The sequence below is a fragment of the Pengzhenrongella phosphoraccumulans genome (assembly GCF_045689905.1).
In the GTDB taxonomy this organism is placed as follows: domain Bacteria; phylum Actinomycetota; class Actinomycetes; order Actinomycetales; family Cellulomonadaceae; genus Pengzhenrongella; species Pengzhenrongella phosphoraccumulans.
In genome coordinates, this window is sequence record NZ_CP144210.1 from 663,662 (window position 1) to 690,633 (window position 26,972).

Genomic DNA, 26,972 nt, shown 5'->3' on the forward strand with positions numbered 1-26,972 from the left:
CGTGACGCTCCAGAACAACCCGCCCAAGCCCGGCGCCCGGATGGACGACGACGTCACCGAGGCCCTGCTCAAGACCCGGCGGTTCTTCCAGAAGAAGGAGGTGTCCCCCGACCTGCGCACGCTGCACCAGATCGGGGGGCGCGACGCCGACACCTTCTACCGCGACCGATGGAGCCACGACAAGGTCGTCCGCTCCACGCACGGGGTCAACTGCACCGGGTCGTGCTCCTGGAAGGTGTACGTCAAGGACGGCATCATCACCTGGGAGACCCAGCAGACCGACTACCCCTCGACCGGACCGGACCGCCCCGAGTACGAGCCTCGCGGCTGCCCGCGCGGCGCCGCGTTCAGCTGGTACACCTACTCCCCCACCCGCGTGCGCTACCCGTACGTGCGCGGCGTCCTGCTGGAGATGTACCGCGAGGCGCGGGCTCGGCTGGGCGAGCCGGTCGCCGCGTGGGCGGACATCATGGCCGACCCGGTCCGCTCGGCCCGGTACAAGGCGGCGCGTGGCAACGGTGGCCTGGTGCGGGCGACCTGGGACGAGGCCACGGAGATGATCGCCGCGGCCCACGTGCACACGATCAAGGAGCACGGGCCGGACCGGATCGCCGGGTTCTCCCCGATCCCCGCGATGTCGATGGTGTCGCACGGGGTCGGGTCCCGGTTCTACTCGCTGATCGGCGGCGCGATGCTGTCGTTCTACGACTGGTACGCGGACCTGCCGGTCGCCTCCCCGCAGGTGTTCGGCGACCAGACCGACGTGCCGGAGTCCGGGGACTGGTGGGACGCCGGGTACCTGATCATGTGGGGCTCCAACGTTCCGGTCACCCGCACCCCCGACGCGCACTGGATGGTCGAGGCGCGCTACCGCGGCCAGAAGGTCATCGCGGTCTCCCCGGACTACGCGGACAACGTCAAGTTCGCCGACGAGTGGCTCGCGCCCGCCCCCGGCACCGACGGCGCGCTCGCGATGGCCATGGGCCACGTGGTGCTCAAGGAGTTCTTCGTCGACCGCATCACCGAGTACTTCGACGGGTACGTGCGCAAGTTCACCGACCTGCCGTTCCTGGTCACGCTCGAGCAGCAGGGTGACCACTACGTCTCGGCCAAGTTCCTCACCGCGGCCGACCTGGGCGACACCAGCGAGCACGCCGAGTTCAAGACCGTGCTGCTCGACGACGCGACAGGCGAGGCCGTCGTGCCCAACGGCTCTCTGGGCTTCCGATACGGCGCCGAGGGTGAGGGCAAGTGGAACCTCGACCTCGGCGACACCGTCCCGCGCCTGAGCGCCGACGGCGCCGGCTCGTCGGTCGCGGCGATCGACCTGCCGCGGTTCGACGCCATCGACGGCTCCGCCGCGGTCATCGCCCGCGGCGTGCCGACCCGGATGGTCGGCGGGCACCTAGTGACCACCGTGTACGACCTGCTCCTGGCCCAATACGGCGTCGGCCGCCCGGGCCTGCCCGGCACCTGGGCGACCGGGTACGACGACGCCTCCAGCCCCTGCACCCCCGCATGGCAGGAGACCATCACCGGCGTCCCGGCGGCCAAGGCCGAACGGATCGGCCGGGAGTTCGCGGCCAACGCCGAGGAGTCCAAGGGCCGCTCCATGATCATCATGGGCGCCGGCGTGAACCACTGGTTCCACGCCGACACGATCTACCGCGCGTTCCTGACCCTGACCACGCTGTGCGGGACGCAGGGCGTCAACGGCGGCGGCTGGGCGCACTACGTCGGCCAGGAGAAGGTCCGCCCGCTGACCGGGTTCAACCAGTACGCGAACGCCCTGGACTGGTCGCGCCCGCCCCGGCACATGATCCAGACCGCGTACTGGTACCTGCACTCTGACCAGTACCGGTACGACACGTTCAGCGCCGACGCGCTCGCCTCAGGCAAGGCCAAGGGCATGTTCTCCGGCATGGCGATGGTCGACGTGCTGGCCAAGTCCGCCCGGCTGGGCTGGATGCCGTCGTACCCCACCTTCGACCGCAGCTCGCTCACCCTGGCCGACGACGCCGACGCGGCGGGGGTCCCGGTGGACCAGTACGTCCCCGCGGCGCTGAAGGACGGTTCGCTGAAGTTCGCCGGCGAGGACCCCGACGCCCCGACGAACTACCCGCGCCTGCTGACGGTGTGGCGCTCGAACCTGCTGGGCAGCTCGGGCAAGGGCAACGAGTACTTCCTCAAGCATCTGCTCGGCACCGACAACTCGCTGCGCGCCACGGAAGCGGAAGCCGTCAACCACCCGCGCGACGTCGTCTGGCGCGACGACGCCCCGATCGGCAAGCTCGACCTGCTGCTCACGCTCGACTTCCGGATGACCTCGACCACGCTGTTCTCCGACATCGTGCTGCCGGCGGCCACCTGGTATGAGAAGTACGACCTGTCCAGCACCGACATGCACCCGTTCGTGCACTCGTTCAACCCCGCCATCGCCCCGCCCTGGCAGACGCGCACCGACTTCGACGCGTTCCACACGATCGCGAAGGCGTTCTCGGCCCTGGCGGCCGAGCACCTCGGGGTCCGCAAGGACGTCGTGGCAATGCCGCTGCTGCACGACACCCCGGACGCGATGGCGACGCCGTCGGGCCGGGTCCTGGACTGGAAGTTCGGCGAGTGCGAGCCCATCCCGGGCAAGACCATGCCCAAGCTGGTCGTCGTAGAGCGCGACTACGGCGCCGTCGCCGAGAAGCTCGGCGCGCTCGGCCCGCTGGCCGACAAGCTCGGCGCGACCACCAAGGGCATCACCTACGACCTGACCAAGCCGATCGAGTACCTCGGCCACAAGAACGGCCGGATCCGCGGCGGCGTCGCGGACGGGCGACCCTCGCTGCAGCGCGACATCCACGTGTGCGAGGCGATCCTGGCCCAGTCCGGCACCACGAACGGCCACCTCGCCACCGCCGGGTTCCGGTCGCTGGAGAAGCGCACCGGCCGCCCGCTCGTCGACCTGGCCGCCGAGAACGAGGGCAAGCAGGTCACGTTCGCCGACACCCAGGCGGCCCCCATGCCGGTGCTGACCTCGCCGGAGTGGTCCGGCTCGGAGACGGGCGGACGGCGGTACTCGCCGTTCACCATCAACGTCGAGCGCCTCAAGCCGTGGCACACCCTGACCGGGCGGATGCACTTCTTCCTCGACCACGACTGGATCACCGAGCTCGGCGAGCAGCTGCCGATCTTCCGGCCCCCGCTGAACATGACCGCGTTGTTCAACGAGCCCGAGCTCGGCGACACCGGCGAGCTCGGCATCACCGTGCGCTACCTGACCCCGCACTCGAAGTGGTCCATCCACTCCGAGTACCAGGACAACCTGCTCATGCTCAGCCTGGCCCGCGGCGGGCCGGGGATCTGGATCAGCGAGGTGGACGCGGACAAGATCGGCGTCAAGGACAACGACTGGGTCGAGGCGGTCAACCGCAACGGCGTGGTGGTGGCCCGCGCGATCGTCTCCTACCGGATGCCCGAGGGCACCGTGTACATGTACCACGCGCAGGACCGGCTGATCGATGTGCCCAAGACGGAGACCTCCGGCAAGCGCGGCGGCATCCACAACTCGCTGACGAGGATCCTGATGAAACCCAGCCACCTCATCGGCGGCTACGCCCAGCTGACCTTCGCGTTCAACTACCTCGGCCCCACCGGCAACCAACGCGACGAAGTGACGATGATCCGTCGCCGCACGCAGAACGTGGAGTACTAGACATGCGCGTCATGGCCCAGATGTCGATGGTGATGAACCTCGACAAGTGCATCGGCTGCCACACCTGCTCGGTCACCTGCAAGCAGGCGTGGACCAACCGGACCGGCACCGAGTACGTGTGGTTCAACAACGTCGAGACCCGCCCCGGCCAGGGCTACCCGCGCACCTACGAGGACCAGGACAAGTGGGAGGGCGGCTGGACCCTCACCAAGCGCGGACGCCTGCGCCTCAAGGCCGGCGGGCGCATCAAGAACCTCGCCACCATCTTCTCCAGCCCCAAGCTGCCCTCGATCGACGACTACTACGAGCCGTGGACCTACGACTACGAGATGCTCACGAACGCACCCCTGCAGGAGCACAGCCCGGTCGCCCGGCCGAAGTCGCTCATCACCGGCAAGGACATGCAGATCACCTGGAGCGCCAACTGGGACGACGACCTGGGCGGGTCACCGAACCTGACAGCCGACCCGATCCTGGCCAAGGTCTCGGACAAAGTGAAGCTCGCCTACGAGCAGACGTTCATGTTCTACCTGCCGCGCATCTGCGAGCACTGCCTCAACCCGTCCTGCGCCGCGTCGTGCCCGTCGGGCGCGATCTACAAGCGCGCCGAGGACGGCATCGTGCTGGTCGACCAGGACAAGTGCCGCGGCTGGCGCAAGTGCGTCACCGGGTGCCCCTACAAGAAGATCTACTTCAACCACAAGACCGGCAAGGCCGAGAAGTGCACCTTCTGCTTCCCGCGCATCGAGGTCGGCCTGCCGACCGTGTGCGCCGAGACGTGCGTGGGCCGGCTGCGGTACATCGGACTCGTGCTGTACGACGCCGACAAAGTGCTCGAGGCGGCCACCGTCACCGACCCGAAGGACCTGCTCGAGTCCCAGCGCGGGGTGTTCCTGGACCCGAACGACCCGACCGTCATCCGTGAGGCCGAGAAGGCCGGCATCCCCCGCGACTGGGTCGACGCCGCGCAGCGCTCCCCGATCTGGGCCCTGATCAGCACCTTCAAGGTCGCCCTGCCGCTGCACCCCGAGTACCGCACCATGCCCATGGTCTGGTACATCCCCCCGCTGTCGCCCGTGGTCGACGTCGTGCAGGAGACCGGCGAGGACGCGGAAGAAGCTGGGAACCTGTTCGCCGCGATCGACACCCTGCGCATCCCGGTGGAGTACCTCGCCGAGCTGTTCACCGCCGGCGACACCGAGCCGGTCACCGGCGTGCTCAAGAAGCTCGCCGCGATGCGCTCCTACATGCGCGACATCAACATGGGCCGCCCCGGCAACCCCGCCATCCCCGAGGCCGTCGGGATGACGACCGGCGAGATGGAGGACATGTTCCGGCTGCTCGCGATCGCCAAGTACGACGAGCGGTACGTCATCCCGCCGGCGCACGCCGAGCAGGCGCACAACCTCGAAGAGCTCGCCACCGAATGCTCGCTCAACTACGACGGCGGCCCCGGCATGGGCGGCTCCGGCCCGTTCGGCGAAGGCTCCGGGGCGGGCACACCGCTCGCGGTGGAGAACTTCCGGGCGCTGAAGGACCGGCAGACCTCCGACACGACCACCCCGGCGGGCGGGCCGGCCACCCGGGTCAACATGCTGAACTGGGACGGGCGGGGCACACCGCCCGGCCTGTTCCCGGGCCGCGACGCGCCCGGCGCGGAGCCGACGGATCGGCAGGCCACCTCATGAGCCCGCTGCCTCTGCCCCGCGCCGCCCGCCGGACGAAGGCGCCGACCGCGCGCCAGGTCGCCATCGTGCACCGGGTGGCCGGGATCGTGCTCGACTACCCCACCGCCGAGCTGATCGCCCAGGTGCCCGATCTGCGCACCGCGCTGGCGTCGGTGCCCGACCCGGCCCGGTCCGCACTGACCGGGGTGCTGGACCACCTCGAGAGCACCCCACTGACCCAGCTGACGGTCAACTACGTCGAGGCGTTCGACATGCGTCGGCGCGCCTGCCTGTACCTGACGTACTACGGGCACGGCGACACCCGCCAACGTGGGGTCGCCCTGCTCAGCTTCAAGCAGGCCTACCGCGCGGCCGGCCTCGAGCTCACCGACGAGGAGCTCCCGGACCACCTGTGTGTGCTGCTCGAGTTCTCCGCCACCCAGGATGCCGAGGTCGGCATGCGACTGCTCTTGGAGCACCGCGCCGGGCTCGAGGTGCTGCGCCTCGCGCTGATCGACGCCGCCTCGCCGTACGCGGGCGCGCTCGTCGCGGTCTGCGCCACGCTCCCGCCGCTGGTCGGCGACGAGCGTGAGGCGGTAGCCCGGCTGGCCGCCGAGGGGCCACCGGACGAGTCCGTCGGGCTGGAACCGTACGCACTTCCGGACCTCAAAGGAGCCAGGACATGAGCGCCACCACGCTCGAGATCGTGCTGTGGGCCGTGGTGCCGTACGTGTGCCTGGCGATCTTCATCACCGGCCACGCGTGGCGGTACCGGTACGACAAGTTCGGCTGGACCACTCGCTCGTCGCAGCTGTACGAGTCCAAGCTGCTGCGCTGGGGCAGCCCGCTGTTCCACTTCGGCATCCTCGCGGTGTTCGCCGGGCACGTCATGGGCCTGGGCATCCCGCAGCCCTGGACCGAAGCCGTCGGGCTCTCAGAGTCCGCCTACCATGCGATGGCTGTCAGTGTCGGGCTGCTGGCCGGGCTGGCGACCGTGGTCGGCATGTCGCTGCTGATCTACCGCCGGCGCACCAACGGCGCGGTGTTCGGCGCCACCACCCGCATGGACAAGACGATGTACCTCATGCTCGCCGTCGTGATCGGCTTCGGCCTCATCAACACCGTCGGCAACGGGGTGCTCGACCTCAACGACGGCTACAACTACCGCGAAGGCGTCTCGGTGTGGTTCCGGGGCATCTTCACGTTCCAGCTGCACCCTGAGCTCATGGCCGCCGCGCCGCTCTCCTTCCAGGTGCACTCCATGGCCGCGATGCTGCTGTTCGCCCTGTGGCCGTTCACCCGCCTCGTGCACGTGTTCAGCGCCCCGCTGTTCTACCTGTGGCGCCCGTATGTGGTCTACCGCGCCAAGCCCGAACGCTTCGGCAACCGCGCCCCGCGCCGCGGCTGGGAGAAGTCGGAGAAGACCCGCCGCTGATCACCGCGGGGAATCGCCATCGAGAACTACGAGGCGTCGAAGAAGCCGTGGGCGCCACGCTCGCCGTCGACCATGGCGTGGTCGACGAACGGGTAGCGCCCCGCCTCGGGGAGCACGAACTCGACGAAGCCCCCCTGGGCCACCGCGAGGTCGAGCACCTGGGCGGCGCCGTGCTCCGCGTTGCCCGGGCGCAACAGGTAGGCGCCCTCCTTGAACACGGTGTCGAACTGGGCCCCGACCACATGGAACGCGGTCGCGCGTTGCGGCCCGGCGTCGATCACCCACACCCGGACCCGCGTCCCGACGCCGACCGCGATCGGGGCGTGGTCGTACTGGTTCGGGTAGCCGTTGAACACGACCGCGTCGGGGTGCTCGGCGGCGATCTTCGCCTCGTCGGCCGTGCCGCCCTCGGCTCCGAGGTACAGCTCGGAGTGCACGAGCACGAGCTCGGTGTCCACGGCGGGCACGTTCGGCGGGTCGATGATGACCGCACCGAACATACCGTTGGCGATGTGCAGCGCCATGGGCATCGTGCTGCAGTGATACAGCCACGCCCCGGAGTTGGTGGCGACGAACTGGTAGGTGAGGGACTCCCCCGAGTTGATCGTGCGCATCGGCCCGTCCGGGGCGAGCGATCCCGCGTGGAAGTCGATGCCGTGCCCCATGCTCGCGGCGTTGGTGAACGTGATCGTGAAGACGTCGCCGACCTTGCCGTGCAGCGTGGGTCCCGGTGCGGTGCCGTTGAAGGTCCACAGGGTCTGGCGCACGCCGGGGGCGACCTCGACGTCGGTGTCCTCGACCGTCATCGTCAGGACGTGCTCGGTGGCGCCGGGGGCGGGTTGCAGGATCGGGTCGTACGGGCGCCAGTCCGGTCCCGGATCGCCATGCAGGTCGAACGCGGGTGTCACGCCGGCGTCGGCGGTCATGGCACCCATGTCGTGCCCGGACCCGGCCGCATCTGCCGCCCCGGCGGCTCCGTCGGCGGCCCCGGCGGCCACGATGCTCAAGGTCATCCCGGCCGCCTTGTGCCCAGGGACGGTGCACCACCCGGCGATGTCGGCGTCCACGCGGCCGACGTCGATCGTCGCGGACTGGCCCGCGCCGAGCAGCGTGGTCCGCTGGCCGGTGGCGAGGGTCAGGTCGTGCCGCATCGCGTCGGTGTTGGTGACCGCCAGGACCAGGCGCGTGCCGGCGGGGACCTCGATGACCGACGGCGTGATCGTCATCCCGACGAGGGTGACCTCGACGGTCTGGGTCCCACCGGGACCTACGACGGCGCGCGCCTCGCCGGCGCGGTCCCCGCCGCTGGTCAGGGCCACGACCAGCGCGATGACCACCATGGCGGCGCCCAGGGCGATCCCCGACCACAGCCCCGCGCGGCCCGCAGGCTCAGCGGTCGTCGAGCGGACGGCCGCCGGGGTCTGGGTCGTGGTCACGCGGCCACCTTCTGCCGACGCGAGAGGCGCACGGCGGTGACCGACGCGGCCAGGAACGCGAGGATGGCCAGCTCGGTGCCCACACCGCCGATCCGCGACCACAAGCCGATCCCGGCGGCGTCCCCCAGCACCACGCGCACCAGCAGCGAGGCGTGCAGCAGCGCCACGTGCGCGTAGAACCATCGGTGGAACGGCAGCCGGACCCGCAGCACGGCCGGCACGATGACGGGCGCGTGCCCGAAGATCATGGACATCACGAACCCGAGGAACACGGTGTGCAGCGCGGCGTCGTAGACCTCGACGCTCACCCCGAGGTTCTCCGCACCCAGCCAGATCACGCCGCCGATCGCCAGCCACAGGTACCCGGCCAGCAGGCACACCGCCATGAACCGGGTGACCCCGGGGATCTTGACGGTGCGCCGGGCGACGTCGTGCGCCGCGCCCCATACCGCGAGCGCAACCATGCCCGCCCCCGCGAGGCGGACCCCGGCCGACCCGGTGATCGTCGTCGTCGTGCTCAGGACCAGCCCGGTGCCGAACAGGGACGCCGCGACCAGGAACTCGCGGATCGAGCGCCGGGTGAGCATCGCGACCCGGGCGAGCTCGAGCCGCTCACCGAGGATCGTCAGCACGAGAAAGCCCGCGATCCACGGCACCAGGCGCGGCAGGGACCACCCCGCGAGCCAGAGCACGGTGGCCACGTACCAGCACACCGCTCCAGCGGCCATCACTCGTAGGTGCACCGCGGGCTGGATCCGGTGCACCACGACGTAGACGACCACGAGCACGATCGACGCCGCGCACAGCAGCAGGCGCCCGACGACGGGCGGCAGGCTCACCAGCAGGGCGAGTCCACCGGCGCCCGCGAGCGCGGGGGCGGCGAACGCCCACCTGCGCCCGAGGGCAACGGCGCGTTCGAGCGAGATCACGGTGCCGAGGAACCCGAGCGCCATCAGGGGGCCGTGATCGGCGGCGGCCATCGGAAGCAGGGTGGGCACTGGCAGGCCGAGCAGCACGAGCCCGCCCCAGAGCCCGGCGAGCAGGCACGCCAGGGCCGCGGCGAACAGGGGCAGGCGGCGTCGGGCCGTGGGCTGCTTCACCCGGATCGGGGCTGTGGAGGTCACCACCCGAAGGCCTGCTTGGTCTCGGCGGACATCATCTCGGGGGTCCACGCGGGCATGTGCGTGATGACGACCTCGACCTGGTCGACCCAGCCGCCGGTCACGAGCACGCGGCGCACCTCGTCGGTGAGGTACTCCCCCAGCGGGCATGCCGGCGTGGTGGTGGTCATCAGGACGGCGGCGTTGCGGCCGTTGACCTCGAGGCCGTAGACCAGCCCGAGGTTGATGATGTCGATGCCGAGCTCGGGGTCGATGACGTCCGTCAGGGCCTCCCGCAGCTGTGCCGCCTCGGAGCCGGGCGCCAGCAGCCGGGTCACGGACAGCAGGTCGCGGCTCATGCGGCGCTCCCGTGACGGGTGGTGTGGGCGGGGGTGTCGTTCGGTTCGCGGAGCACGGGATACAGTTTTCACTGAAAGTCTAGTAAAAACAACTCACGGCTCGTCGTCCACCCCGAGCACCCGACTCCTCAAGGAGACCCGATGTCACTCGACCTCCACCAGATCGCCTCCACTCCGCCTGTCCCGACGCCGGCCACCCCTGCCACCCCGGTCCCGTCGACGCCGAACGCCGAGGTGATCGGCGCCATCGCCCGCCACCACACCGCGCTCGCCGCCGAGCTGGCCGCGCTGGCTGACGGCGTGATCTCGGGCGCGCGCGTCGGGGTGTTCGAAGAGGCGCGCACCGCGCTCGTCTCCTGGTTCGCCACGGAGCTGATGCCTCATGCCCGCGCCGAGGAGGCCGTGCTCTACGCCGCCGGCTCCCGCCTGGAGGCCACGCGGCTCCTGGTGGACGCCATGATCGCCGAGCACCGCGCGCTCGACCTGCTGGTGACCGACCTCGACAGCGTCCACGACGCCATCGCGGTGGCCGTGGCCGCCGGCTCCGCTCAGGCCCTGTTCACCGTGCACCTGGCCAAGGAGAACAACCTGCTGCTCCCCGCCCTGGACGCCGGCGGCATCGACCTGGGTGCAGCTCTGGTGGGGATGCACGAACTCCTTGGCGCGAGCGAGCCAGCCGAGCTCGACGTCCGCAGCCTGCCCCACGGTGGGCGCCACGAGATCATCTTCGCCCGGCTCGACGAGCTGGCCCCCGGTGGCAGCTTCGTCATCCTCAACGACCACGACCCCAAGCCGCTGCGCTACCAGACCGAGGCCCTGTGGCCCGGGCGGTTCACCTGGACCTACCTCGAGACCGGCCCGCTGGTCTGGCGGGTCGAGATCACCCGTGCCGGCTGACGCCGCGAGCGCCGACGTCGTCGACGGCCTCACGCGGGTCCTGGCGCACGCGTGCCGGCAGCTCGCTCTGGCGGGGCAGCCGGAGCGTGCCGGGCGCCTGGCCGCCGACGGCTGGGTGCTGCTCCGCCGGTCTCATCCCACCCAGGCCCAACGCCTGGACAGGACCATGCATCACGCCGCCCTGCTGGAGACCCAGCTCGAGGCGGCTCCCCCGCACCACCGAGAGGACCCCACCATGCCCACGACCGACCTTCTGCTCGACGTCCGGACCGAGATCCCCCGGGTGCGGCACGAGCTGATCTTCACGACCTTCGCCGCGCTGGCGCCCGGGACCGGCTTCGTACTGGTCAACGACCACGACCCGAAGCCGCTGTACTACCAGCTCGCCGCGGAGAACACCGGCGAGTTCAGCTGGGACGCACTCGAGGAGGGACCCGAAGTGTGGCGGGTGCGCATCGGCCGGGTCGCCGACCCGCAGGGGACCGACGTCGCGTCTGGCTCCTAGCCGCCGATGTAGGACATCTCGACCCGGCCGTCGCTCGTCGGCGGCCGGGTCGTGGACAGCCCACGCAGCTCGGAGTACCGGTCAGTGCGCGCGCGCCAGATCCCGCCGATCACCGCGGCCAGGTCCTCGTCGCTGGCCCCGGCCCGCAGCAACGCGCGCAGGTCCTGCCCCCGCGTGGCGAACAGGCACGTGAAGAGCTTGCCGTCCGTCGAGATCCGCGCCCGCGTGCACGCTCCGCAGAACGCCCCCGTGACGGAGGAGATCACGCCGATCTCGCCGCCACCGTCCCGGTAGCGCCACCGCACCGACGTCTCACCGGGGTACGCCGGCGGGATCTGCTCCAAGGGCAGCTCCGCGTCGATCCGCGCGAGCACCTCGGCCGAGGGCACGACCTGGTCCATCTGCCAGCCGTTCGTGGCACCCACATCCATGTACTCGATGAACCGCAGGATCACGCCCGTGCCCTTGAAGTGACGCGCCATCGCCACGAGGTCGTGGTCGTTGTGGCCCCGCTTGACGACCATGTTGACCTTGACGGGGCCGAGCCCCGCCTCGGCTGCCGCCCGGATCCCGTCCAGCACCGTGGACACGGGGAACGCAACGTCGTTCAGCGCCATGAAGGTCGCGTCGTCGAGCGAGTCGAGCGAGACGGTGACCCGGCCCAGGCCGGCGGCCTTCAGCGCGGGCGCCTTCTTGGCGAGCAGCGAGCCGTTCGTGGTCAGGGCGATGTCCAGCGGGTCCCCCTGCGGCGTCCGCAGGGCGCTCAGGTCGGCGACCAGCACATGCAGGTCTTTGCGCAGCAGCGGCTCGCCGCCGGTCAGCCGGACCTTGGCGACCCCGTGCGCGGCGGCGATCCGGGCCAGTCGGGTGATCTCCTCGAACGTGAGCAGCTCGGCGCGCGGCAGGAAGGCATGGTCACGACCGAAAGCCTCCTTGGGCATGCAGTACGTGCACCGGAAGTTGCAGCGGTCCGTCACCGAGATCCGCAAGTCCCGCAGCGCGCGACCCCGGGTGTCTCGCACGAGGCCGTCCGCCTGCCCGACGGCGTCCGCGGCACTCACCGCGCGACCGGGGCGCCGGCGGCCACCGGGGTGAGGGTGGCAAGGCACAGGTCGGGGCGCACGAACGGCTCGAGCCGAACCGCGGTGTGCGGCGCGCGCAGCTCACTCAAGGCACCGCGCAGCAGGCCGAGATGCACGCCGCACACGACGTCGCGATGCTCGCGCGCCACCTCAGCGAACGGACATCGGTGCAGCTCGATCACCGTCGAGTCACTCGCCGCGGCCCCGACCTCTCCCCCGTCGGTGGCGGCGGCGACGGTGGGCGCGAAACCGATGTCGTCGAGCAACCCGACCAGACTGTCGAGCACACCGGCGTCGTCCAGAGGCTCGGCCACGTACCCCCCGGCCCGGGCTGCGTCCTGGCCCCAACGTTCACCGAGGTCCGCGGCCGCTGCGCCGGGTTCTGCCGCCCCGGCTCCGATGGCCCCAGCGAGGATGCCCGCGAGCGTCCGATAGGAGTCCTCCGTGCCGGGCGTGGTTCCCGCCGGCGCAGCGAAGCTCAGGCGTGGTCGTCCCGGCGTGGCCCGCGAGCTCACCGAGCTCTCGACCAGGCCGGCCTCGATGAGCTGGTCGAGGTGGGAGCGCACCGTGTTGGGGTGCAGCGCGACCTTGGCAGCGATCGCCTGGACGTCCAGCGGACCGTCGGCGCGGATGACCTCGAGAACGGCAACCCGGCTTGCACCAGAGAGCACTCGATGGGTTCGGGCGTCGATTCGTTGGGGTTGCACGACTTTAGTTTTCCTCGGATGTGTAGTAAAAACAAGCCACCGGGCCGAACAGGGCCCAGGCTCGGCGTCACGGTACGTGAGCGTCGCAGTCCTCCGTCGCCATTGCTCCACCGAGAGGGCCGATCATCCCTGCCCCGAGCGCAGTGCGTCCCACCGAGTCACGTGACCTGGCCCCGTCGGCCCCGCGCGCCGTGCGGCTGATGCACCACGACCCCGCCGACCGGCCGTTCATCGTCATCTGGGAGGTCACCCGGGCCTGCCAGCTCGCCTGCACCCACTGCCGCGCCGAGGCGATCCGCACCCGAAACCCGCTCGAGCTCACCACAGCCGAGGGCAAGCGCCTCCTGGATGAGCTCGCCTCCTTCGGGACCCCACGCCCCCTGGTCGTCCTGACCGGCGGAGACCCGTTCGAGCGTCCCGACCTCCCCGAGCTCGTCGCCCACGGCACCGAGCTCGGACTGAGCATGGCGCTGTCGCCGTCGGTCACCGACCGACTCACCCGGCCGGTCCTGGTCGAGCTGCGCGAGGCCGGGGCGAAAGCGATCTCCCTGTCCCTGGACGGCGCGAGCGCGCAGACGCACGACGCTTTTCGTGGCATCGACGGAGTCTTCGACGCCACTCTCGAGGCCGCCCACATGGTGCGTGACGTCGGCTTCCGGCTCCAGATCAACACCACCGTCACGAGCAGCAACGTCCGCGAGCTGCCCCAGATCCTCAAGACCGTCATCGACATGGGCGCGTCGTTGTGGAGCGTGTTCTTCCTGATCCCCACCGGGCGCGGGAAGCTTCTCGAACCCCTCGCCGCCGCGGACGAGGAAGAGGTCCTGCACTGGCTGCACGACGTCTCCTCGTTCATCGCGGTCAAGACCACCGAGGCACCCCACTACCGGCGCCTGGCGATCCAGCGCTCCCGCGTCGCCGACGTCGACGACGCGTTTCCCGTCGGCCCGCTCCGCAGCGCTCTTCGCCTGGACACCGAACGACTGCTCGCCGGACAGGAGCCTCAACGGCGTCGACCCCGCCCCCGATCGACGTGAACTCCGGCCGCGGCTTCGCCTTCGTCGACCACGTCGGCACCGTCTACCCCAGCGGTTTCCTGCCCGCGCCAGCCGGATCAGTGCGCAGCACACCGTTCCCCGAGATCTACCGCACGTCTCCCCTGCTGCGGGAGCTCCGTGATCCCGACGGGTTCGGCGGTCGGTGCGGGCAGTGCGAGTTCCGCACCGTGTGCGGCGGATCCCGCTCGCACGCCTTCGCCGTCACCGGCGACCCGTTGGCCGAGGACCCCAGCTGCCTCTACGAGCCCGCGGGCGCACCCACCCTGGGTGGCTCTCCCGACGAGGCGGCGCGCGGTGCCCACTACGGACCTAACTGAAACCTCGACCGAGAATCTTGCGGACTCTCTGCGAACTCAGGGCGCGAAGCTGAGCCCATACCAGCAGGTGAAAGCCATAAAGCGGATGAGCTGGCCTGTACGCCGGGTTCTGTCACCGCGCGCGGTTACCCCCGCGCGGGTAGCGACCATCCATCTACGACGTACGTTGCCGCACGCCTCCAGCGGTCTACCCGAAAGCTCGGGCGGGCAGCCCTCAAGCGCTTCCTGTCTGACCTTGCTCCGGGTGGGGTTTACCTAGCCGCACCGGTCACCCGGCACGCTGGTGGTCTCTTACACCACCTTTTCACCCTTACCCCGCTCGACCCGAAGGCCGACCGTGGCGGTCTGTTTTCTGTGGCACTTTCCCGCGAGTCACCCCGGGTGGGAGTTACCCACCACCCTGCCCTACGGAGCCCGGACGTTCCTCGGCCCCCGCGACTCACGTCGCGAGGAACGCGGCCGCCCAGCCAGCTCATCCGCGCGCCCAGCCTAGCCCGCCGACGACCCCCCGCCCGCCGCCGTCACCTACTGTGTCCGACGTGCTCGTCCTCCTGCCCCCGTCCGAAGGCAAGACCGTGCCCGACGCCGGCGACCCGGTCGACCTCGCCACCCTCGGATCGCCGAGCCTCACCGGGCACCGCGCCGACGTGCTGGCGGCCCTGATCAAGGTCAGCGGGCATCCGGACGCGCTGCGCCTGCTCGGCGTCGGCCCGAGCCTGGCGACGGAGGTCGAGCGCAACACGCGCCTGCGCACCGAGCCCGCGGCGCCGTCGTCGGCCATCTACACCGGTGTCCTGTACGGCGCGGCGGGCCTCGCGCGCCTGCCCGACGACGCGGCCCGGTCCCGCGCCGACCGTTCGATCCGGATCATCTCTGCGCTGTGGGGCCTGGTTCGGCCGGTGGACCGCATCCCGGCCTACCGGTTGTCCATGGCCACCGACCTGCCCGGCGTCGGCCCGCTGGCTCGCTCGTGGCGCCCGCTGCTCGCCGCGGAGCTCGACCCGTGCGCCGGCGCAGAGCTGATCGTCGACTGCCGCTCGGCCGCCTACCTCGCGGCGTGGCGACCGCCATCGGGCTCCCCCGGCTGGGTCACGGTGCGCGTGCTGCGTGAGCTCGACGGTCGCCGCACCGTCGTGTCGCACCACGCCAAACACACCCGAGGGGTCCTCACCCGCCACCTGATCGTGCGTCCCGGCGCCGAGCCGTCCACCCCCGCCGAGCTCCTCGACGCGGCCCGCGAGCTCATCCCCCGCCGCCGCCGGCGCACCCCCGCGACCCCCACAGCGGCCCCCCGCCTGCTGGACGCCGAGCTGACCCGCGCCACGAGCGGCCGAAGCGTCCTCACCCTGACCGTCGCCTGACCCACGAAGCCACCGCCGCGCCTCAGGCGCCCGACGGGGCGCCGACGACCGTGACCTCGCTCGAGCCGTCCGGCCACAAGCGGACGATGCTGACGCTCGCCGGGGCGACCCGGATCCGGGCCCACGCCGACGGGTTCGCCTCGATCGCGACCCCGACGGCGGCCCGCACCGAGACCGAGTGCGTCACGACGACCACCGTGCGGCCCACCCCGGCCGCGCGGACAGCCTCGAGCCCGGCCCGCATCCGCGCGCCCACGTCCACGATCGACTCGCCACCGGGGGCGCGGAACGAGGCGTCGTCGTGCCAGCGCTTGAGCTGGCCGGGCCACTGCTCGTCGATCTCGGCGGCGGTGAGCCCTTCCCAGTCCCCGAAGTCGCACTCCGCGAACAGCGGCTCGGTCCGGACCGGCAGCCCGAGCCGAGCGGCGAACACCTGAGCCGTCTCCTGGGTCCGCACCATCGGTGAGGCGATGAGCTCGGTGGGGTCCGGCACGTCGCCCCACATGTCCCGTCCGATCCGGTACACGAGCTCCGCGGCGCGCGCGGCCTGCTCGCGACCGTGCTCGGTGAGCGACGGCCCGGGGACCGACGACCCGGAGTACGCCTTGCTCACCGTCAGCGGGGTCTCGCCGTGCCGCACCAGCACGACCGTGACCGGCTGCGCGTCGTCGAACCGCATCGGGGCCCCGGTCGCGACCCGCTCCGGCACGACCGGATGCGCCTCAGCACCAGCCCCGGCGCCAGCCCCCGCCCGCGGGAAGTCCCGCACGATCGGCAGCCGCCGGTCCATCGCCGCGTTCGCCAGCACGTCGGCGGCGCTGTTCTCCGCGCGCGGCACCCACGTGTAGGTGACCCGCTCGGGTGCCACCACGGTGCGTGCCAGCGCCGCGAGCCGCCGCATGTCCTCGTGCTTGATCTTCCAGCGCCCGGACATCTGCTCGACCACCAGGCGCGAGTCGAGGCGCACCTCGATCACCGCGTCCGGGTCGATCTCGACGGCGGCGCGGAGCCCGGCGACCAGCCCCGAGTACTCGGCAACATTGTTCGACACGACGCCGAGGTACTCCGCCCGCTCGGCGAGCACCTGCCCGGTCGCCGGGTCGCGCACGAGCGCGCCGTACCCGGCGGGCCCGGGGTTGCCCCGCGAGCCGCCGTCGGCCTCCACCACCAGCCGGGTGACCGGCACGGCTCAGCCCTTGGCCGGCTCGGGCAGGCGCACCAGGATGCGACCGCACTCCTCGCAGAGCACGACCTGCTCGGGGGCGGCCTTGCGGATCGCCTCGACGTCCATCGGGTTGAGCTCGAGCCGGCAACCGTCGCAGCGACGCCCGCGGAGCGCCGCGGCCCCGAGGCCGCCGGACTGCGCGCGGAGCCGGTCGTACAGCTTCACCAGGCCGGCGTCGAGCCCCTCGGCCTTCGTCTCCCGGTCGATCTCGAGCGCGGCGAGCTCCGTGGTCAGCACGGCGAGGTCGGCGTCGCGCTCAGCCTCGGCCTCAGCCTTCTGCGCCTCGATCACGGCCGCGGCGGAGTTCAGCTCGGCAAGCACGCTCTCGTGCGCCTCGAGCCGCTCCATCACCTCGAGCTCGACCTCTTCCAGCTCCGCCTGCCGGCGAGTCAGCGCGGTGAGCTCGCTGGTGATGGCCTGCAGGTCCTTCGCAGTGCCGGTGCCCGCATCGAGCCGCGCCTGGTCGCGAGCGGCCCGCACGCGCACCTGCTCCACGTCGGCGTCCGCCTTGGTCACCTCACGCTTGAGGTCGCTCAGCGCGGTGCGCGAGGCGATCCGCGACGAGTCGACATCGGCGAGCCGCGCCTCGAGCTCGGCGATCCGGGCCAACGCGGGCAGCGTGCGGCGCCGGTGGGCGATCTGGGCAGCGCGCGTATCCAACGCCTGGACATCGAGCAGCCGGCGCTGGTCCTCGAGCGGTGCTGTGGTCACGTAGCGGTCCTTTCCAACGAGGCGAGACGGGCCGTCCACGGATCCGTCCGCAGCGTGCTGACGCGCGTGACCACCGTAGTGCCGCACGCCGCGAGGTCCCCCACGAGGTCGGCCGCCGCCCGTTCGAGCCAGGGCCACTCGCTCGCGAAGTGCGCGACGTCGACCAGGAACGGTCGCGCCGGCTCCGCACCCCCGGAGCGGTCGCTCTCGAACTCGGCGCGCTCGCGCAGCTCGCTCGCCGGGTGGTGGCGCAGGTCGGCGGTGAGGTAGGCGTCGGCGCCGGTCGCTCGCACCGCGTCGAACAGCGAGTCCCCCGAGCCGCCGACGACGGCGACCCGCGTCACCATCGCGTCGAGGTCCCCGGCGAGGCGCACGCCCTGCGCGGTCGCGGGCAGCGACGCGGCGACCCGAGCACCGAACTCACGCAACGTCAGGGGCGGGTCCAGGCGCCCGACCCGGCCGATCCCGGTCGCCGACGGCCCCGACGCCAGCTCGACCACGTCGAACGCCGGCTCCTCGTAGGGGTGGACCGCGCGCATCGCCTCGATGACGGCGGCCCGCAGCCGCCGCGGGGCGACCATCTCGACCCGCGCCTCGACCACCTGCTCGACGACGCCCGCGCTCCCGAGCACGGGGTGCGCCGCCGCCGACGGCGTGAACGTCCCGGTGCCGGCGACGGTCCACGCAGCCCGGCTGTACTGGCCGATCTGGCCGGCGCCGACCGCCGCGAGCGCGTCGATCACCGCCTCGGCGTCGGCCACCGGGACGAAGACCACGTGCTTGTCCAGCGGCTCGGTCGGCGCCGCCTCGAGCGGGACCAGGTCGACCAGCCCGACCGCCGCCGCGAGCGCGTCCGCGACCCCGCCCAGCGCCGCGTCCGCGTTCGTGTGGGCCACGTGCAGGGCCACCCCCGCCCGGATCAACCGGTGCACGAGCGCCCCCTTGAAGCTCGTCGCGGCGACGGAGTGCACCGCCCTGAGCAGCAGGGGGTGGTGCGTGACCAGCAGGTCCGCCCCCCAGCCGATCGCCTCGTCGACGACGGCCGCGGTCGGGTCGACGGCGAACATCACCTTGCGCACCGGCGCGGCCGGGTCACCGAGCACCAGCCCGACGGCATCCCACGACTCGGCGGTCTCGCGCGGGAAGCGCCGGTCGAGAACGGCGACGGCGTCGGCCAGCGTCGCCGACCGCGGGTCGCGACCCGGCGGGCCGGCGGGCGCACCCGAGGTGGGGGTGGACGACGGGCCGAAACCGTGCGGGGATGCCTCGGAGGAGCTCACCCGTCGAACGCTACCCGGCACCACGGCGCCCACGGCCGCACGGCCGGTACAGTCGGGCCCTTCCTGGTCCGCCCGTGGGCGCGCCGTGCCTGCCCCGAACGGACGTGCCGTGGTTCCCAACTCGCCGACGGGGAACGCCACCCCCGACGACGCACCGCTCCTCGCTGGACGGTACGAGCTGGGCGCACGGATCGGGTCGGGTGCGATGGCCGACGTGTACCGCGCGCGCGACACGCTGCTCGGCCGAGACGTGGCGCTCAAGGTCTTCCGCGACGCCGCCACCGACAGCACGTTCGACGCGCGCCAGCAGGCGGAGATCGGCCTGCTCGCGCGGCTGAACCATCCCGGCCTGGTCACGATCTTCGACGCCGGTTCGGGGAAGCTCCACGGCGCGGCGCGCACCTTCCTGGTCGTGGAGCTCGTGCGGGGTCCGTCGCTCGCGGACCGGCTGGCCGGCGGCCCGCTCCCGTCCACCCAGGTGGCGCTCGTCGGCACGCAGGTGGCCGAGGCCCTCGCCTACATCCACGACTGCGGCGTCATCCACCGCGACGTGAAGCCCGCGAACATCCTGCTGCCCGGCGACGCGTACCCGGCCGCGACCGAGCCCTGGGCCAAGCTGACGGACTTCGGGATCGCGCGTCTGGTCGACGAGGCGCGGCTGACCTCGACCGGGACCCTGCTCGGCACGCCGAGCTACCTGAGCCCCGAGCAGGCCACCGGCCGCCTCCCCGGACCGCCCACGGACGTCTACGCGCTCGGCCTCGTGCTGCTCGAGTGCCTGACCGGGGACCGCGTCTACCCGGGGACAGTGCTCGAGTCCGTCGCTGCCCGCCTGGACCACGACCCCACCGTCCCGGCGGACCTCGGACCGGCCTGGCACGCGCTCCTGGTGCGCATGACGGCGCGCGACCCGGCCGCACGCCCGACCGCGCTCGAGGCCAGCGCGGCCCTGCGCGGCCTCGTCACCGTGCCCGACCCCACCCGGGCCATGACCCCGACGACGGCGCCCACGCGTCCGGTCCACGGCGGGACGACGGCGCCCCCGCGTCCCGGCACCCGCGGCGGACCGGGCGACGCCACCCAGATCCTCCTCGGGGCGCCGACCGCCACCGCGATCCTGCCGCTGCCGCTCGCCGGAGCCCCGGTCAGCACCACTGCCGACCCCCGGGCGCAGAGCCCGGCCGGCAACCCCGACCGGCGGGTCCGGCCTCGGTTCCTGCGGTCCGGCCACCGCCGGCTGGTCGCCCTGCTCACCGTCGCGTTCATCGTCGGCGTGGCGATCGCCCTCGCGATCGGGCTGCCGGGCCGCGGCTCCGCACCGGATCCCGCCCCGAGCTACCCGGCCGTGCCCGGGGCGCTCGGCGAACACCTGAAGAGCCTGCAAGGGAGCGTGGCACCGTGACCCGCCGCCGCATCGCCCGCAGCGGCATCCCGTCCCGCGGCGCGGCCCGGCTGGCCATCGCCGTGCTCGTCACCGGCTTGCTGACCGGGTGCGCGGGCGCCCCGCCGGACCTGACCGACGACGCCGGTGCCCGGCTGCAGGCCGACGTCCTGGAGGTCACGCGCGCAGCGGCAGCAAACGACCTCCCGTCCGCCCGCGCGGCGCTCGAGACCCTGACGACGCAGCTCTCGACCGACCGGGAGTCCGGCGCGGTCTCGCCCGACCGCGGGCAGCTCATCGAGGCCTCGATCGTCCTGGTCGCAGCCGACCTGACCTCGCTCGAGCAGGCCGAAGCCGACGCGAAGGCCGCCGCCACCAAGGCGGCGGCCGCCAAGGCCGCAGCGACCAAGGCCGCGCAGGACGCCGCCGCCGCGCAGAAAGCCAAGGACAACAAGAACGACCGTGGCAAGAACAAGAAGAACGGCGACTGACCCCACCGGGGATGTCGCCGAGGGATGAGGGGGTGGGCCCGGCCGGTCTCGAACCGGCGACCTCCGCGGTGTAAACGCGGCGCTCTAACCAACTGAGCTACAGGCCCTCAAGGTGTACAGCGTACCGAGCCGTCGGGCACGTCCCGCCGCTCCGCACGGGGCTGTCAACTCAGAGCGCGGCTAGCGCCGCGCGGTACCTCAGAGCGCGGCTAGCGCCGCGCCGTACCTCAGAGCGCGGCTAGCGCCGCGCGGTACCCGGCGAGGTCGCGCGGCCGGCCGGGCGGGTTGACGACGCTCCAGCGCACGATGCCGGCGTCGTCGATCAGGAAGCTGCCCCGCACGGCGCGACCCTTCGAGGTGTCGAACACCCCGAACGCCTGCGCGGCCGCCCCGTGCGGCCAGAAGTCCGAGAGCAGGTCGAACGAGAACCCCTCGTGCTCGGCCCAGGCGCGCTGCGAGGGCGTCGGGTCGCACGACACGACCAGCAGCCGCACGCCGGCGGCGTCGAACTCGCCGATCGCGTCGCGCAGCTCGCAGAGCTCGCCCGTGCAGATGCCCGTGAACGCGAACGGCACGAACACGACCACCACGGTCGTCCCGCGCAGGTCCGCCAGCCGCACCGGGGTGCCGTGCGTGTCCGGCAGCACGAAGTCGGGGGCGCGCTCGCCCACCTGCACCGCGGTGAGCTCAGTGTCGAGCGGCACTCAGCGGCCGCGGCCGCGGTTGCCCAGCTTGGTGGCCGACCAGTCGGCCGCGATCGACAACGTGCTCGTCGCGTGGAGGCCTGCCGTCGTGGCCGCCTCCTCGATGTCACCGTGGTTGACGTGTCCGGGCCGGCCCGCCTTGAGCGTCAGGACCCAGATGAGCCCACCGTCGTCGAGGACGGTCTGGACGTCGACGAGGGCGTCGGTGAGGTCGCCGTCGTCCTCGCGCCACCAGAGCAGGACGCCGTCGGTCACGTCGTCGTAGTCCTCGTCGACGAGCTCGGTACCGGTCGTCGCCTCGACGGCAGCGCGGAGCGCCTCGTCGACGTCGTCGGACCAGCCGAACTCCTGGACTACCTGACCGGAGGTGAATCCGAGCCGGCTGGCACCCTGCGACGCCGCAGCCTCATCGATGGGGGTCGCGCTGGAAGACACGTGAAAACCCGTTCCCTTCTCGTCCTTGATGGCCCGTGCAGGGCCCTTGCTCTCTTTGCACACGCTAGCCCACCGCGGCCCGGGCTGTTGTGGCATCCACGGACGACCGCCGGTGTCGTGGACATCACGCCCATCTCGCAGGAGGAGCGAGTGACTTCCACGCCGAAACACCGGACAATGAAGCCACTTCCGACGCACGCGGGGCCCAACGGCGCCCGACGGGGTCAATCCGAGGATGCACAAGGGCCACACGGCCCTTGTCGCACAGGACATGCAAGGAGCGCTCGTGGCTTCGTTCGATGAGTCAGGTCCCCTGATCAACGGTCTGCTGAGTCAGGTCGATGACATCGATCCGGCGGAGACCGGCGAGTGGATCGAATCCCTGAACGACCTGATCGACGAACGGGGTGGACCGCGCGCGCGCTACATCCTGCTCAACCTGCTCAAACGCGCCCGGGAACGCAACGTCTCGATCCCCCGCACGGTCTCGACCCCGTATGTGAACACCATCGGTGTGCACGAAGAGCCGTACTTCCCCGGCGACGAGGTCGTCGAGCAGCGCTACCGCTCCTGGATCCGCTGGAACGCCGCGGTCATGGTCACGCGGGCCCAGCGTCCGGGCGTCGGGGTCGGCGGGCACATCTCGTCGTACGCGTCCGTGTCGACGCTGTACGAGATCGGCATGAACCACTTCTTCCGCGGCAAGGACCACCCCGGCGGCGGCGACCAGGTCTTCTTCCAGGGCCACGCCTCCCCCGGCATCTACGCGCGGGCGTTCCTCGAGGGACGGCTCTCCGAGCACCAGCTCGACGGCTTCCGCCAGGAGCTCTCGCACCCGGGCGGCGGCATGCCGTCCTACCCGCACCCGCGGCTCATGCCGGACTTCTGGGAGTTCCCGACGGTGTCGATGGGCCTCGGCCCGGCGTCGGCCATCTACCAGGCCTGGACCAACCGCTACTTGCAGAACCGCGGGATCAAGGACACCTCCGACCAGAACGTCTGGGCCTTCCTCGGCGACGGCGAGATGGACGAGCCCGAGAGCCGCGGCATGCTCCAGCACGCCGCCCAGCAGGGCCTGGACAACCTCACGTTCGTCGTCAACTGCAACCTGCAGCGCCTCGACGGCCCGGTCCGCGGCAACGGCAAGATCATCCAGGAGCTCGAGGGCCAGTTCCGCGGCGCGGGCTGGAACGTCATCAAGGTCGTCTGGGGCCGCGGCTGGGACATGCTGCTGAACGCCGACAAGGACCGCGCGCTGGTCAACCTCATGAACATCACCCCCGACGGGGACTTCCAGACCTACAAGGCGAACGACGGCGCCTTCGTGCGCGAGCACTTCTTCGGCCGCGACCCGCGGACCAAGGCGCTCGTGGCGAACATGACCGACGACGAGATCTGGGAGCTCAAGCGCGGCGGGCACGACTACCGCAAGATCTACGCCGCGTACTCGGCCGCGATGGCCCACACGGGCCAGCCCACGGTCATCCTGGCGCACACCATCAAGGGCTACGGCCTGGGCTCGGGCTTCGCCGGGCGCAACTCGACGCACCAGATGAAGAAGCTCAAGGCCGACGACCTCAAGACGCTCCGGGACTCGCTGCACATCCCGATCACCGACGAGCAGATCGACGCCAACCCGTACGAGCCGCCGTACTACAACCCGGGACCCGAGACGCCCGAGATCCAGTACATGCTCGAGCGGCGGCGCGCGCTGGGCGGCTTCGTGCCCGAGCGTCGCACCACGCACGCCCCGGTCACGCTCCCGGCCGACTCGACCTACGACCTGCTCGCCAAGGGGTCCGGCCACCAGGAGGTCGCCACGACCATGGCGCTCGTGCGCCTGTTCAAGGACCTGGTCAAGGACAAGGAGTTCGGCCACCGGATCGTGCCGATCATCCCGGACGAGGCCCGCACGTTCGGCCTCGACTCGATCTTCCCGAGCGCGAAGATCTTCAACACCCAGGGCCAGCACTACCTCGCGGTGGACCGCGAGATGATGCTGTCCTACAAGGAGTCCGAGTCCGGGCAGATCATGCACACGGGCATCAACGAGGCAGGCTCCGCGGCGGCGTTCCAGGCGGTCGGCACGTCCTACGCCACGCACGGCGAGGTCATGGTCCCGTTCTACTTCTACTACTCGATGTTCGGGTTCCAGCGCACCGGCGACCAGTTCTGGGCGGCCGGCGACCAGATGACACGCGGGTTCCTCATCGGCGCCACCGCCGGTCGCACCACGCTGACCGGCGAGGGCCTGCAGCACGCCGACGGCCACTCGCCGATCCTCGCGGGCACCATGGCGCACGTCGTGCACTACGACCCGGCGTACGGGTACGAGATCCGGCACATCATCCGCGACGGCCTGAAGCGGATGTACGGACCCGACGACGACCGCGACCCGGACGTCATGTACTACCTCACCGTCTACAACGAGCCGATGCTCCAGCCGGTCGAGCCGGAGGACGTCGACGTCGAGGGCATCCTCAAGGGGATCCACCTGATCTCGCCGGCCGAGGGTGACGGGCCGCGCGCCCAGATCCTGGCCTCCGGGGTGGCGATCCTGTGGGCGCTCGAGGCGCAGAAGCTCCTCGCCGAGGACTGGGGCGTCCGCGCCGCGGTGTGGTCGGTGACCAGCTGGAACGAGCTGCGCCGTGACGGGCTCGCCGCCGAGCAGGCGGCGTTCCTGCACCCCGAGGCCGAGCCGCCGGTCGCCTACCTCACGGCCAAGCTCGCCGGCGCCGAGGGTCCGTTCGTCGCCACGACGGACTTCGACCACCTCGTCACCGACCAGGTGCGGCAGTGGATCCCGGGCACCTACGCCACGCTCGGGGCGGACGGCTTCGGCTTCTCCGACACGCGCGCGGCCGCTCGGCGCCACTTCAAGATCGACGGCCCGTCCACCGCGGTGCGCGTGCTCCAGCAGCTTGCGCGGGACGGCAAGGTCGCGGCCGACGCCCCGGCCCAGGCGATCGAGCGCTACCGCCTGGACGACGTGACCGCCGGCACCTCCGGTGCCGTCGGCGGCGACTCCTGACGCACTAAACGACGAAGGGCCCCCGACGAGAATCTCGCCGGGGGCCCTTGGTCGTTCGGGTTGGTTGCCGCTCGTTCTGCGGCGGGTCAGGTGCCGGCGATGTGCTGTTCGGCCTGCGCGACGGCGCGGGCGAGCTCGGCACGCAGCCCGGCGATCGCGGCCTGGTCGGGGTACAGGTCGAGCGACTTCAGGTGCTGCTTCGCCTCGAGCGGCCGGTCGGCGTCGATCGCAGCCTGGACGATGTGCCGGCCGATCTCGGGGGTCTGCTCCTTGGGGCGCCAGTGACCGATCCCCAGGCCGATCGCCTCGGTCGGCATGCCGGCGTCGCGAAGCATGGCGACCCCCTCGGCGAGCGCCTCTCCGGACGGGTCACGCTCGGCCGCGATCGCGAGCCGGCGCAGCGTGCCTTCGTGGTCGCTGTGCACCGACAGACGCGCGAGCTCGATCAGCGGGTGCCAGGCGCGGGGGTTGCCCGCGAGCTCCTCGCCGAGAGACCAGACTGCAAGATCGGCCGCCCGCTGCTTCTCGCTCGGGTCGACCACCCCGGTCAGCGGATCACCGTCGGGGCCGGTCTCGGCAGCCCGTCGGCTCACGATGTCCGCGAGCGCCTGAAAGGCCCGGACGTTGTTGGGATCGTCGTTCAGCATCGAGCGCAGCGCGTCCTCGTGCAGCGTGTCCCCACGCCGGGCGGTCTTCGTCGGTCGGCTTGCGCCAACCTTCGACGACGAGAGCGGGCGCCGCATGAGAAGGCGCAGTCGGGGCAGCAAAGACATGAATTGACCATAGCCGGTGGACCGGCGATCTACCGCGTGGCATCCAGCCGTCGGAGCATTCCGACCCGGCATCTGGTGCGCCTACTTTGTCGATCTTCTACAACGCGCGCCGTATGCTCCACGAATGAGAGCACAGCCACCCCCGACCGGGACGGACACGCTGCAGCGCCTCCGGGACGGCACCGGCATCCTGGGCGCCGCTGCGATGCGCCGCCTGGACGAGGATCTGGCCTGGTACCGGACGCTGCCCGCCGAGCACCGCTCGTGGGTCGGCCTCGTCGCCCAGGCCGGCATCGACTCCTTCGTCTCCTGGTACGCCGAGCCGACCGCCGCACCGCACGGGGTGAGCGAGATCTTCGCCGGCGCCCCGCCCGAGCTCACCCGCTCCATCTCCCTGCAGCACACGCTGCAGCTGGTCCGCGTGATCGTCGACGTCGTCGAGGTGCACAGCGACCAGCTCGCCGCACCCGGGGGCGAGCGCGACCTGCGCGAGGCGGTGCTGCGGTACTCGCGCGAGGTGGCGTTCTCCGCGGCGGAGGTCTACGCCCGGGCGGCGGAGGTGCGCGGCGCGTGGGACGCCCGGCTCGAGGCGCTCGTCGTCGACGCCCTGACCCGCGGCGAGGCCGACGACAGCCTCCGCTCGCGCGTGGCCGCACTCGGCTGGAGCGGGCGGGGCGCGACGCTGGTCATGGTCGGCACGTCGAGCACCCCGCTGGACGAGACCCGCGCCGCGGACCTGCGCCGGGCCACCCGCCGCGCGTCCGACGACGCCCTCGTGGGCATCCAGGGCGACCGGCTCGTCGTGTTCCTCGGCGGGACCGGCGACCTTCAGGCCGCCGCCGCCTCCTTGCTGCCGCGGTTCGGCCCGGGCCCGGTCGTCATCGGGCCGACCGTGCAGAGCCTCGCCGACTCCGCCCGGTCCGCCCGGGCCGCCCTCGCCGGCCTGGCCGCGGCGCCCGCGTGGGAGCATGCGCCGCGCCCCGTCTCGGCCGACGACCTGCTGCCCGAACGCGTCCTGACCGGCGACATCTCGGCTCGCCGGACCCTCGTGGAGCAGGCGTACCGCCCGCTGCAGGCCAGCACCGGGGCGTTGCTCGAGACCCTGTCGGCGTACCTGGGCGGCGGCCGATCGCTCGAGGCCGCCGCGCGCCAGCTCTACGTGCACCCGAACACGGTGCGCTATCGCCTGCGCAAGGTGGCCGAGGTGACCGGTTGGGACCCGCTTGACCCGCGGGAGTCCTACGTCCTGCAGATTGCCCTCGCTCTCGGGCGACTCGAAGGGGATTTGTAGACATCCCACAAAGCCGCTCCGAA

Annotated in this window: 24 protein-coding genes, 1 tRNA gene and 1 other RNA gene; 13 read left to right on the top strand and 13 right to left on the bottom strand. The window is 71.7% G+C overall.

Annotated elements, in window-relative coordinates; all coding sequences use genetic code 11:
* The first annotated feature begins 40 nt into the window (after positions 1-40).
* Genes VTA80_RS03230 through narI form a run of 4 tightly spaced genes read left to right on the top strand, consistent with a single transcriptional unit; the run spans position 41 to position 6,805 of the window.
* The gene (locus VTA80_RS03230; RefSeq protein WP_407345661.1) at positions 41-3,703 is read left to right on the top strand and encodes a nitrate reductase subunit alpha; all 3,663 of its coding nucleotides are present in this window, start codon (positions 41-43) and stop codon (positions 3,701-3,703) included.
* A gap of 2 nt (positions 3,704-3,705) precedes the next feature.
* On the top strand, positions 3,706-5,391 hold the full coding sequence (narH, locus tag VTA80_RS03235) for a nitrate reductase subunit beta (protein ID WP_407343984.1): 1,686 nt from the start codon (positions 3,706-3,708) through the stop codon (positions 5,389-5,391).
* Positions 5,388-6,056: a nitrate reductase molybdenum cofactor assembly chaperone gene (gene narJ / locus VTA80_RS03240; RefSeq protein WP_407343985.1), complete on the top strand. Its 669-nt coding sequence runs from the start codon at positions 5,388-5,390 to the stop codon at positions 6,054-6,056. Before narH ends, narJ begins: the two co-directional genes overlap by 4 nt.
* Positions 6,053-6,805: a respiratory nitrate reductase subunit gamma gene (gene narI, locus VTA80_RS03245; RefSeq protein ID WP_407343986.1), complete on the top strand. Its 753-nt coding sequence runs from the start codon at positions 6,053-6,055 to the stop codon at positions 6,803-6,805. The genes narJ and narI overlap by 4 nt, the downstream gene beginning before the upstream one ends.
* Positions 6,806-6,831: 26 nt before the next feature.
* On the opposite strand, the gene VTA80_RS03250 is transcribed toward narI, so the two are convergent.
* The 3 genes from VTA80_RS03250 to VTA80_RS03260 are packed head-to-tail and all read right to left on the bottom strand — an operon-like array spanning position 6,832 to position 9,700.
* A complete protein-coding gene (locus VTA80_RS03250; protein ID WP_407343987.1) occupies positions 6,832-8,241 on the bottom strand; it encodes a multicopper oxidase domain-containing protein in 1,410 nt (469 codons plus the stop codon).
* Positions 8,238-9,365, bottom strand: a complete 1,128-nt coding sequence (locus tag VTA80_RS03255) for a hypothetical protein (RefSeq protein WP_407343988.1) — start codon at positions 9,363-9,365, stop codon at positions 8,238-8,240. Before VTA80_RS03255 ends, VTA80_RS03250 begins: the two co-directional genes overlap by 4 nt.
* On the bottom strand, positions 9,362-9,700 hold the full coding sequence (locus tag VTA80_RS03260) for a metal-sulfur cluster assembly factor (RefSeq protein WP_407343989.1): 339 nt from the start codon (positions 9,698-9,700) through the stop codon (positions 9,362-9,364). Before VTA80_RS03260 ends, VTA80_RS03255 begins: the two co-directional genes overlap by 4 nt.
* A 141-nt stretch (positions 9,701-9,841) precedes the next feature.
* Here VTA80_RS03260 and VTA80_RS03265 point away from each other — a divergent pair, with 141 nt between their 5' ends.
* Positions 9,842-10,597, top strand: a complete 756-nt coding sequence (locus tag VTA80_RS03265) for a DUF2249 domain-containing protein (RefSeq protein WP_407343990.1) — start codon at positions 9,842-9,844, stop codon at positions 10,595-10,597.
* Positions 10,587-11,102, top strand: a complete 516-nt coding sequence (locus VTA80_RS03270) for a DUF2249 domain-containing protein (RefSeq protein ID WP_407343991.1) — start codon at positions 10,587-10,589, stop codon at positions 11,100-11,102. The genes VTA80_RS03265 and VTA80_RS03270 overlap by 11 nt, the downstream gene beginning before the upstream one ends.
* On the opposite strand, the gene moaA is transcribed toward VTA80_RS03270, so the two are convergent.
* The gene (moaA, locus tag VTA80_RS03275) at positions 11,099-12,163 is read right to left on the bottom strand and encodes a GTP 3',8-cyclase MoaA (protein ID WP_407343992.1); all 1,065 of its coding nucleotides are present in this window, start codon (positions 12,161-12,163) and stop codon (positions 11,099-11,101) included. The two genes, VTA80_RS03270 and moaA, sit on opposite strands and share 4 nt — an antisense overlap.
* Positions 12,160-12,855, bottom strand: coding sequence for a helix-turn-helix transcriptional regulator (locus VTA80_RS03280; RefSeq protein ID WP_407343993.1), 696 nt, complete (start codon positions 12,853-12,855; stop codon positions 12,160-12,162). The genes moaA and VTA80_RS03280 overlap by 4 nt, the downstream gene beginning before the upstream one ends.
* Positions 12,856-13,034: 179 nt before the next feature.
* Here VTA80_RS03280 and VTA80_RS03285 point away from each other — a divergent pair, with 179 nt between their 5' ends.
* On the top strand, positions 13,035-13,928 hold the full coding sequence (locus VTA80_RS03285) for a radical SAM protein (RefSeq protein WP_407343994.1): 894 nt from the start codon (positions 13,035-13,037) through the stop codon (positions 13,926-13,928).
* A complete protein-coding gene (locus tag VTA80_RS03290; RefSeq protein WP_407343995.1) occupies positions 13,925-14,266 on the top strand; it encodes a hypothetical protein in 342 nt (113 codons plus the stop codon). Before VTA80_RS03285 ends, VTA80_RS03290 begins: the two co-directional genes overlap by 4 nt.
* A gap of 82 nt (positions 14,267-14,348) precedes the next feature.
* Here VTA80_RS03290 and rnpB read toward each other — a convergent pair.
* Positions 14,349-14,741: RNase P RNA component class A (gene rnpB, locus VTA80_RS03295), an RNA gene on the bottom strand.
* Positions 14,742-14,805: 64 nt separating this feature from the next.
* Here rnpB and VTA80_RS03300 point away from each other — a divergent pair.
* Positions 14,806-15,627 carry a YaaA family protein gene (locus tag VTA80_RS03300; RefSeq protein ID WP_407343996.1) on the top strand — a complete coding sequence of 274 codons (822 nt, stop codon included), beginning with the start codon at positions 14,806-14,808 and terminating at the stop codon, positions 15,625-15,627.
* 22 nt (positions 15,628-15,649) lie between these two features.
* Here VTA80_RS03300 and VTA80_RS03305 read toward each other — a convergent pair whose 3' ends face one another.
* Genes VTA80_RS03305 through VTA80_RS03315 form a run of 3 tightly spaced genes read right to left on the bottom strand, consistent with a single transcriptional unit; the run spans position 15,650 to position 18,741 of the window.
* Entirely contained in the window at positions 15,650-16,813 is a 1,164-nt protein-coding gene (locus VTA80_RS03305; RefSeq protein WP_407343997.1) for a bifunctional RNase H/acid phosphatase, read from the bottom strand.
* Between the two features lie 3 nt (positions 16,814-16,816).
* Complete coding sequence (locus VTA80_RS03310; protein ID WP_407343998.1) at positions 16,817-17,563, bottom strand: zinc ribbon domain-containing protein; 747 nt, start codon at positions 17,561-17,563, stop codon at positions 16,817-16,819.
* The gene (locus tag VTA80_RS03315; RefSeq protein WP_407345663.1) at positions 17,560-18,741 is read right to left on the bottom strand and encodes a Nif3-like dinuclear metal center hexameric protein; all 1,182 of its coding nucleotides are present in this window, start codon (positions 18,739-18,741) and stop codon (positions 17,560-17,562) included. The genes VTA80_RS03310 and VTA80_RS03315 overlap by 4 nt, the downstream gene beginning before the upstream one ends.
* 211 nt (positions 18,742-18,952) lie before the next feature.
* Between VTA80_RS03315 and VTA80_RS03320 the strand changes: the two genes are divergently transcribed.
* On the top strand, positions 18,953-20,245 hold the full coding sequence (locus VTA80_RS03320; RefSeq protein ID WP_407343999.1) for a protein kinase domain-containing protein: 1,293 nt from the start codon (positions 18,953-18,955) through the stop codon (positions 20,243-20,245).
* Positions 20,242-20,715, top strand: coding sequence for a hypothetical protein (locus VTA80_RS03325; RefSeq protein ID WP_407344000.1), 474 nt, complete (start codon positions 20,242-20,244; stop codon positions 20,713-20,715). The genes VTA80_RS03320 and VTA80_RS03325 overlap by 4 nt, the downstream gene beginning before the upstream one ends.
* A 33-nt stretch (positions 20,716-20,748) precedes the next feature.
* Here VTA80_RS03325 and VTA80_RS03330 read toward each other — a convergent pair.
* The 3 genes from VTA80_RS03330 to VTA80_RS03340 all read right to left on the bottom strand — a co-directional run bounded on the left by VTA80_RS03330 (position 20,749) and on the right by VTA80_RS03340 (position 21,854).
* Positions 20,749-20,822, bottom strand: a tRNA-Val gene (locus VTA80_RS03330).
* 120 nt (positions 20,823-20,942) lie between these two features.
* On the bottom strand, positions 20,943-21,419 hold the full coding sequence (locus VTA80_RS03335; protein WP_407344001.1) for a peroxiredoxin: 477 nt from the start codon (positions 21,417-21,419) through the stop codon (positions 20,943-20,945).
* Positions 21,420-21,854 carry a DUF3052 domain-containing protein gene (locus VTA80_RS03340; RefSeq protein ID WP_407344002.1) on the bottom strand — a complete coding sequence of 145 codons (435 nt, stop codon included), beginning with the start codon at positions 21,852-21,854 and terminating at the stop codon, positions 21,420-21,422.
* Between the two features lie 286 nt (positions 21,855-22,140).
* On the opposite strand from VTA80_RS03340, the gene aceE reads away from it, so the two are divergent.
* On the top strand, positions 22,141-24,885 hold the full coding sequence (gene aceE / locus VTA80_RS03345) for a pyruvate dehydrogenase (acetyl-transferring), homodimeric type (RefSeq protein ID WP_407344003.1): 2,745 nt from the start codon (positions 22,141-22,143) through the stop codon (positions 24,883-24,885).
* Between the two features lie 86 nt (positions 24,886-24,971).
* On the opposite strand, the gene VTA80_RS03350 is transcribed toward aceE, so the two are convergent.
* Positions 24,972-25,658: a hypothetical protein gene (locus tag VTA80_RS03350; RefSeq protein ID WP_407344004.1), complete on the bottom strand. Its 687-nt coding sequence runs from the start codon at positions 25,656-25,658 to the stop codon at positions 24,972-24,974.
* 124 nt (positions 25,659-25,782) lie between these two features.
* Between VTA80_RS03350 and VTA80_RS03355 the strand changes: the two genes are divergently transcribed.
* Complete coding sequence (locus VTA80_RS03355; RefSeq protein ID WP_407344005.1) at positions 25,783-26,949, top strand: PucR family transcriptional regulator; 1,167 nt, start codon at positions 25,783-25,785, stop codon at positions 26,947-26,949.
* Positions 26,950-26,972: the final 23 nt, after the last annotated feature.

What these genes read in the sequence shown, in the direction of transcription:
- VTA80_RS03260 (WP_407343989.1), bottom strand. Translation starts at nt 9,700, where the DNA reads ATGAGCCGCGACCTGCTGTCCGTGACCCGGCTGCTGGCGCCCGGCTCC.
- narJ (WP_407343985.1), top strand. Translation starts at nt 5,388, where the DNA reads ATGAGCCCGCTGCCTCTGCCCCGCGCCGCCCGCCGGACGAAGGCGCCG.
- narH (WP_407343984.1), top strand. Translation starts at nt 3,706, where the DNA reads ATGCGCGTCATGGCCCAGATGTCGATGGTGATGAACCTCGACAAGTGC.
- VTA80_RS03350 (WP_407344004.1), bottom strand. Translation starts at nt 25,658, where the DNA reads ATGTCTTTGCTGCCCCGACTGCGCCTTCTCATGCGGCGCCCGCTCTCG.
- VTA80_RS03230 (WP_407345661.1), top strand. Translation starts at nt 41, where the DNA reads ATGGACGACGACGTCACCGAGGCCCTGCTCAAGACCCGGCGGTTCTTC.
- narI (WP_407343986.1), top strand. Translation starts at nt 6,053, where the DNA reads ATGAGCGCCACCACGCTCGAGATCGTGCTGTGGGCCGTGGTGCCGTAC.
- VTA80_RS03265 (WP_407343990.1), top strand. Translation starts at nt 9,842, where the DNA reads ATGTCACTCGACCTCCACCAGATCGCCTCCACTCCGCCTGTCCCGACG.
- VTA80_RS03355 (WP_407344005.1), top strand. Translation starts at nt 25,783, where the DNA reads ATGAGAGCACAGCCACCCCCGACCGGGACGGACACGCTGCAGCGCCTC.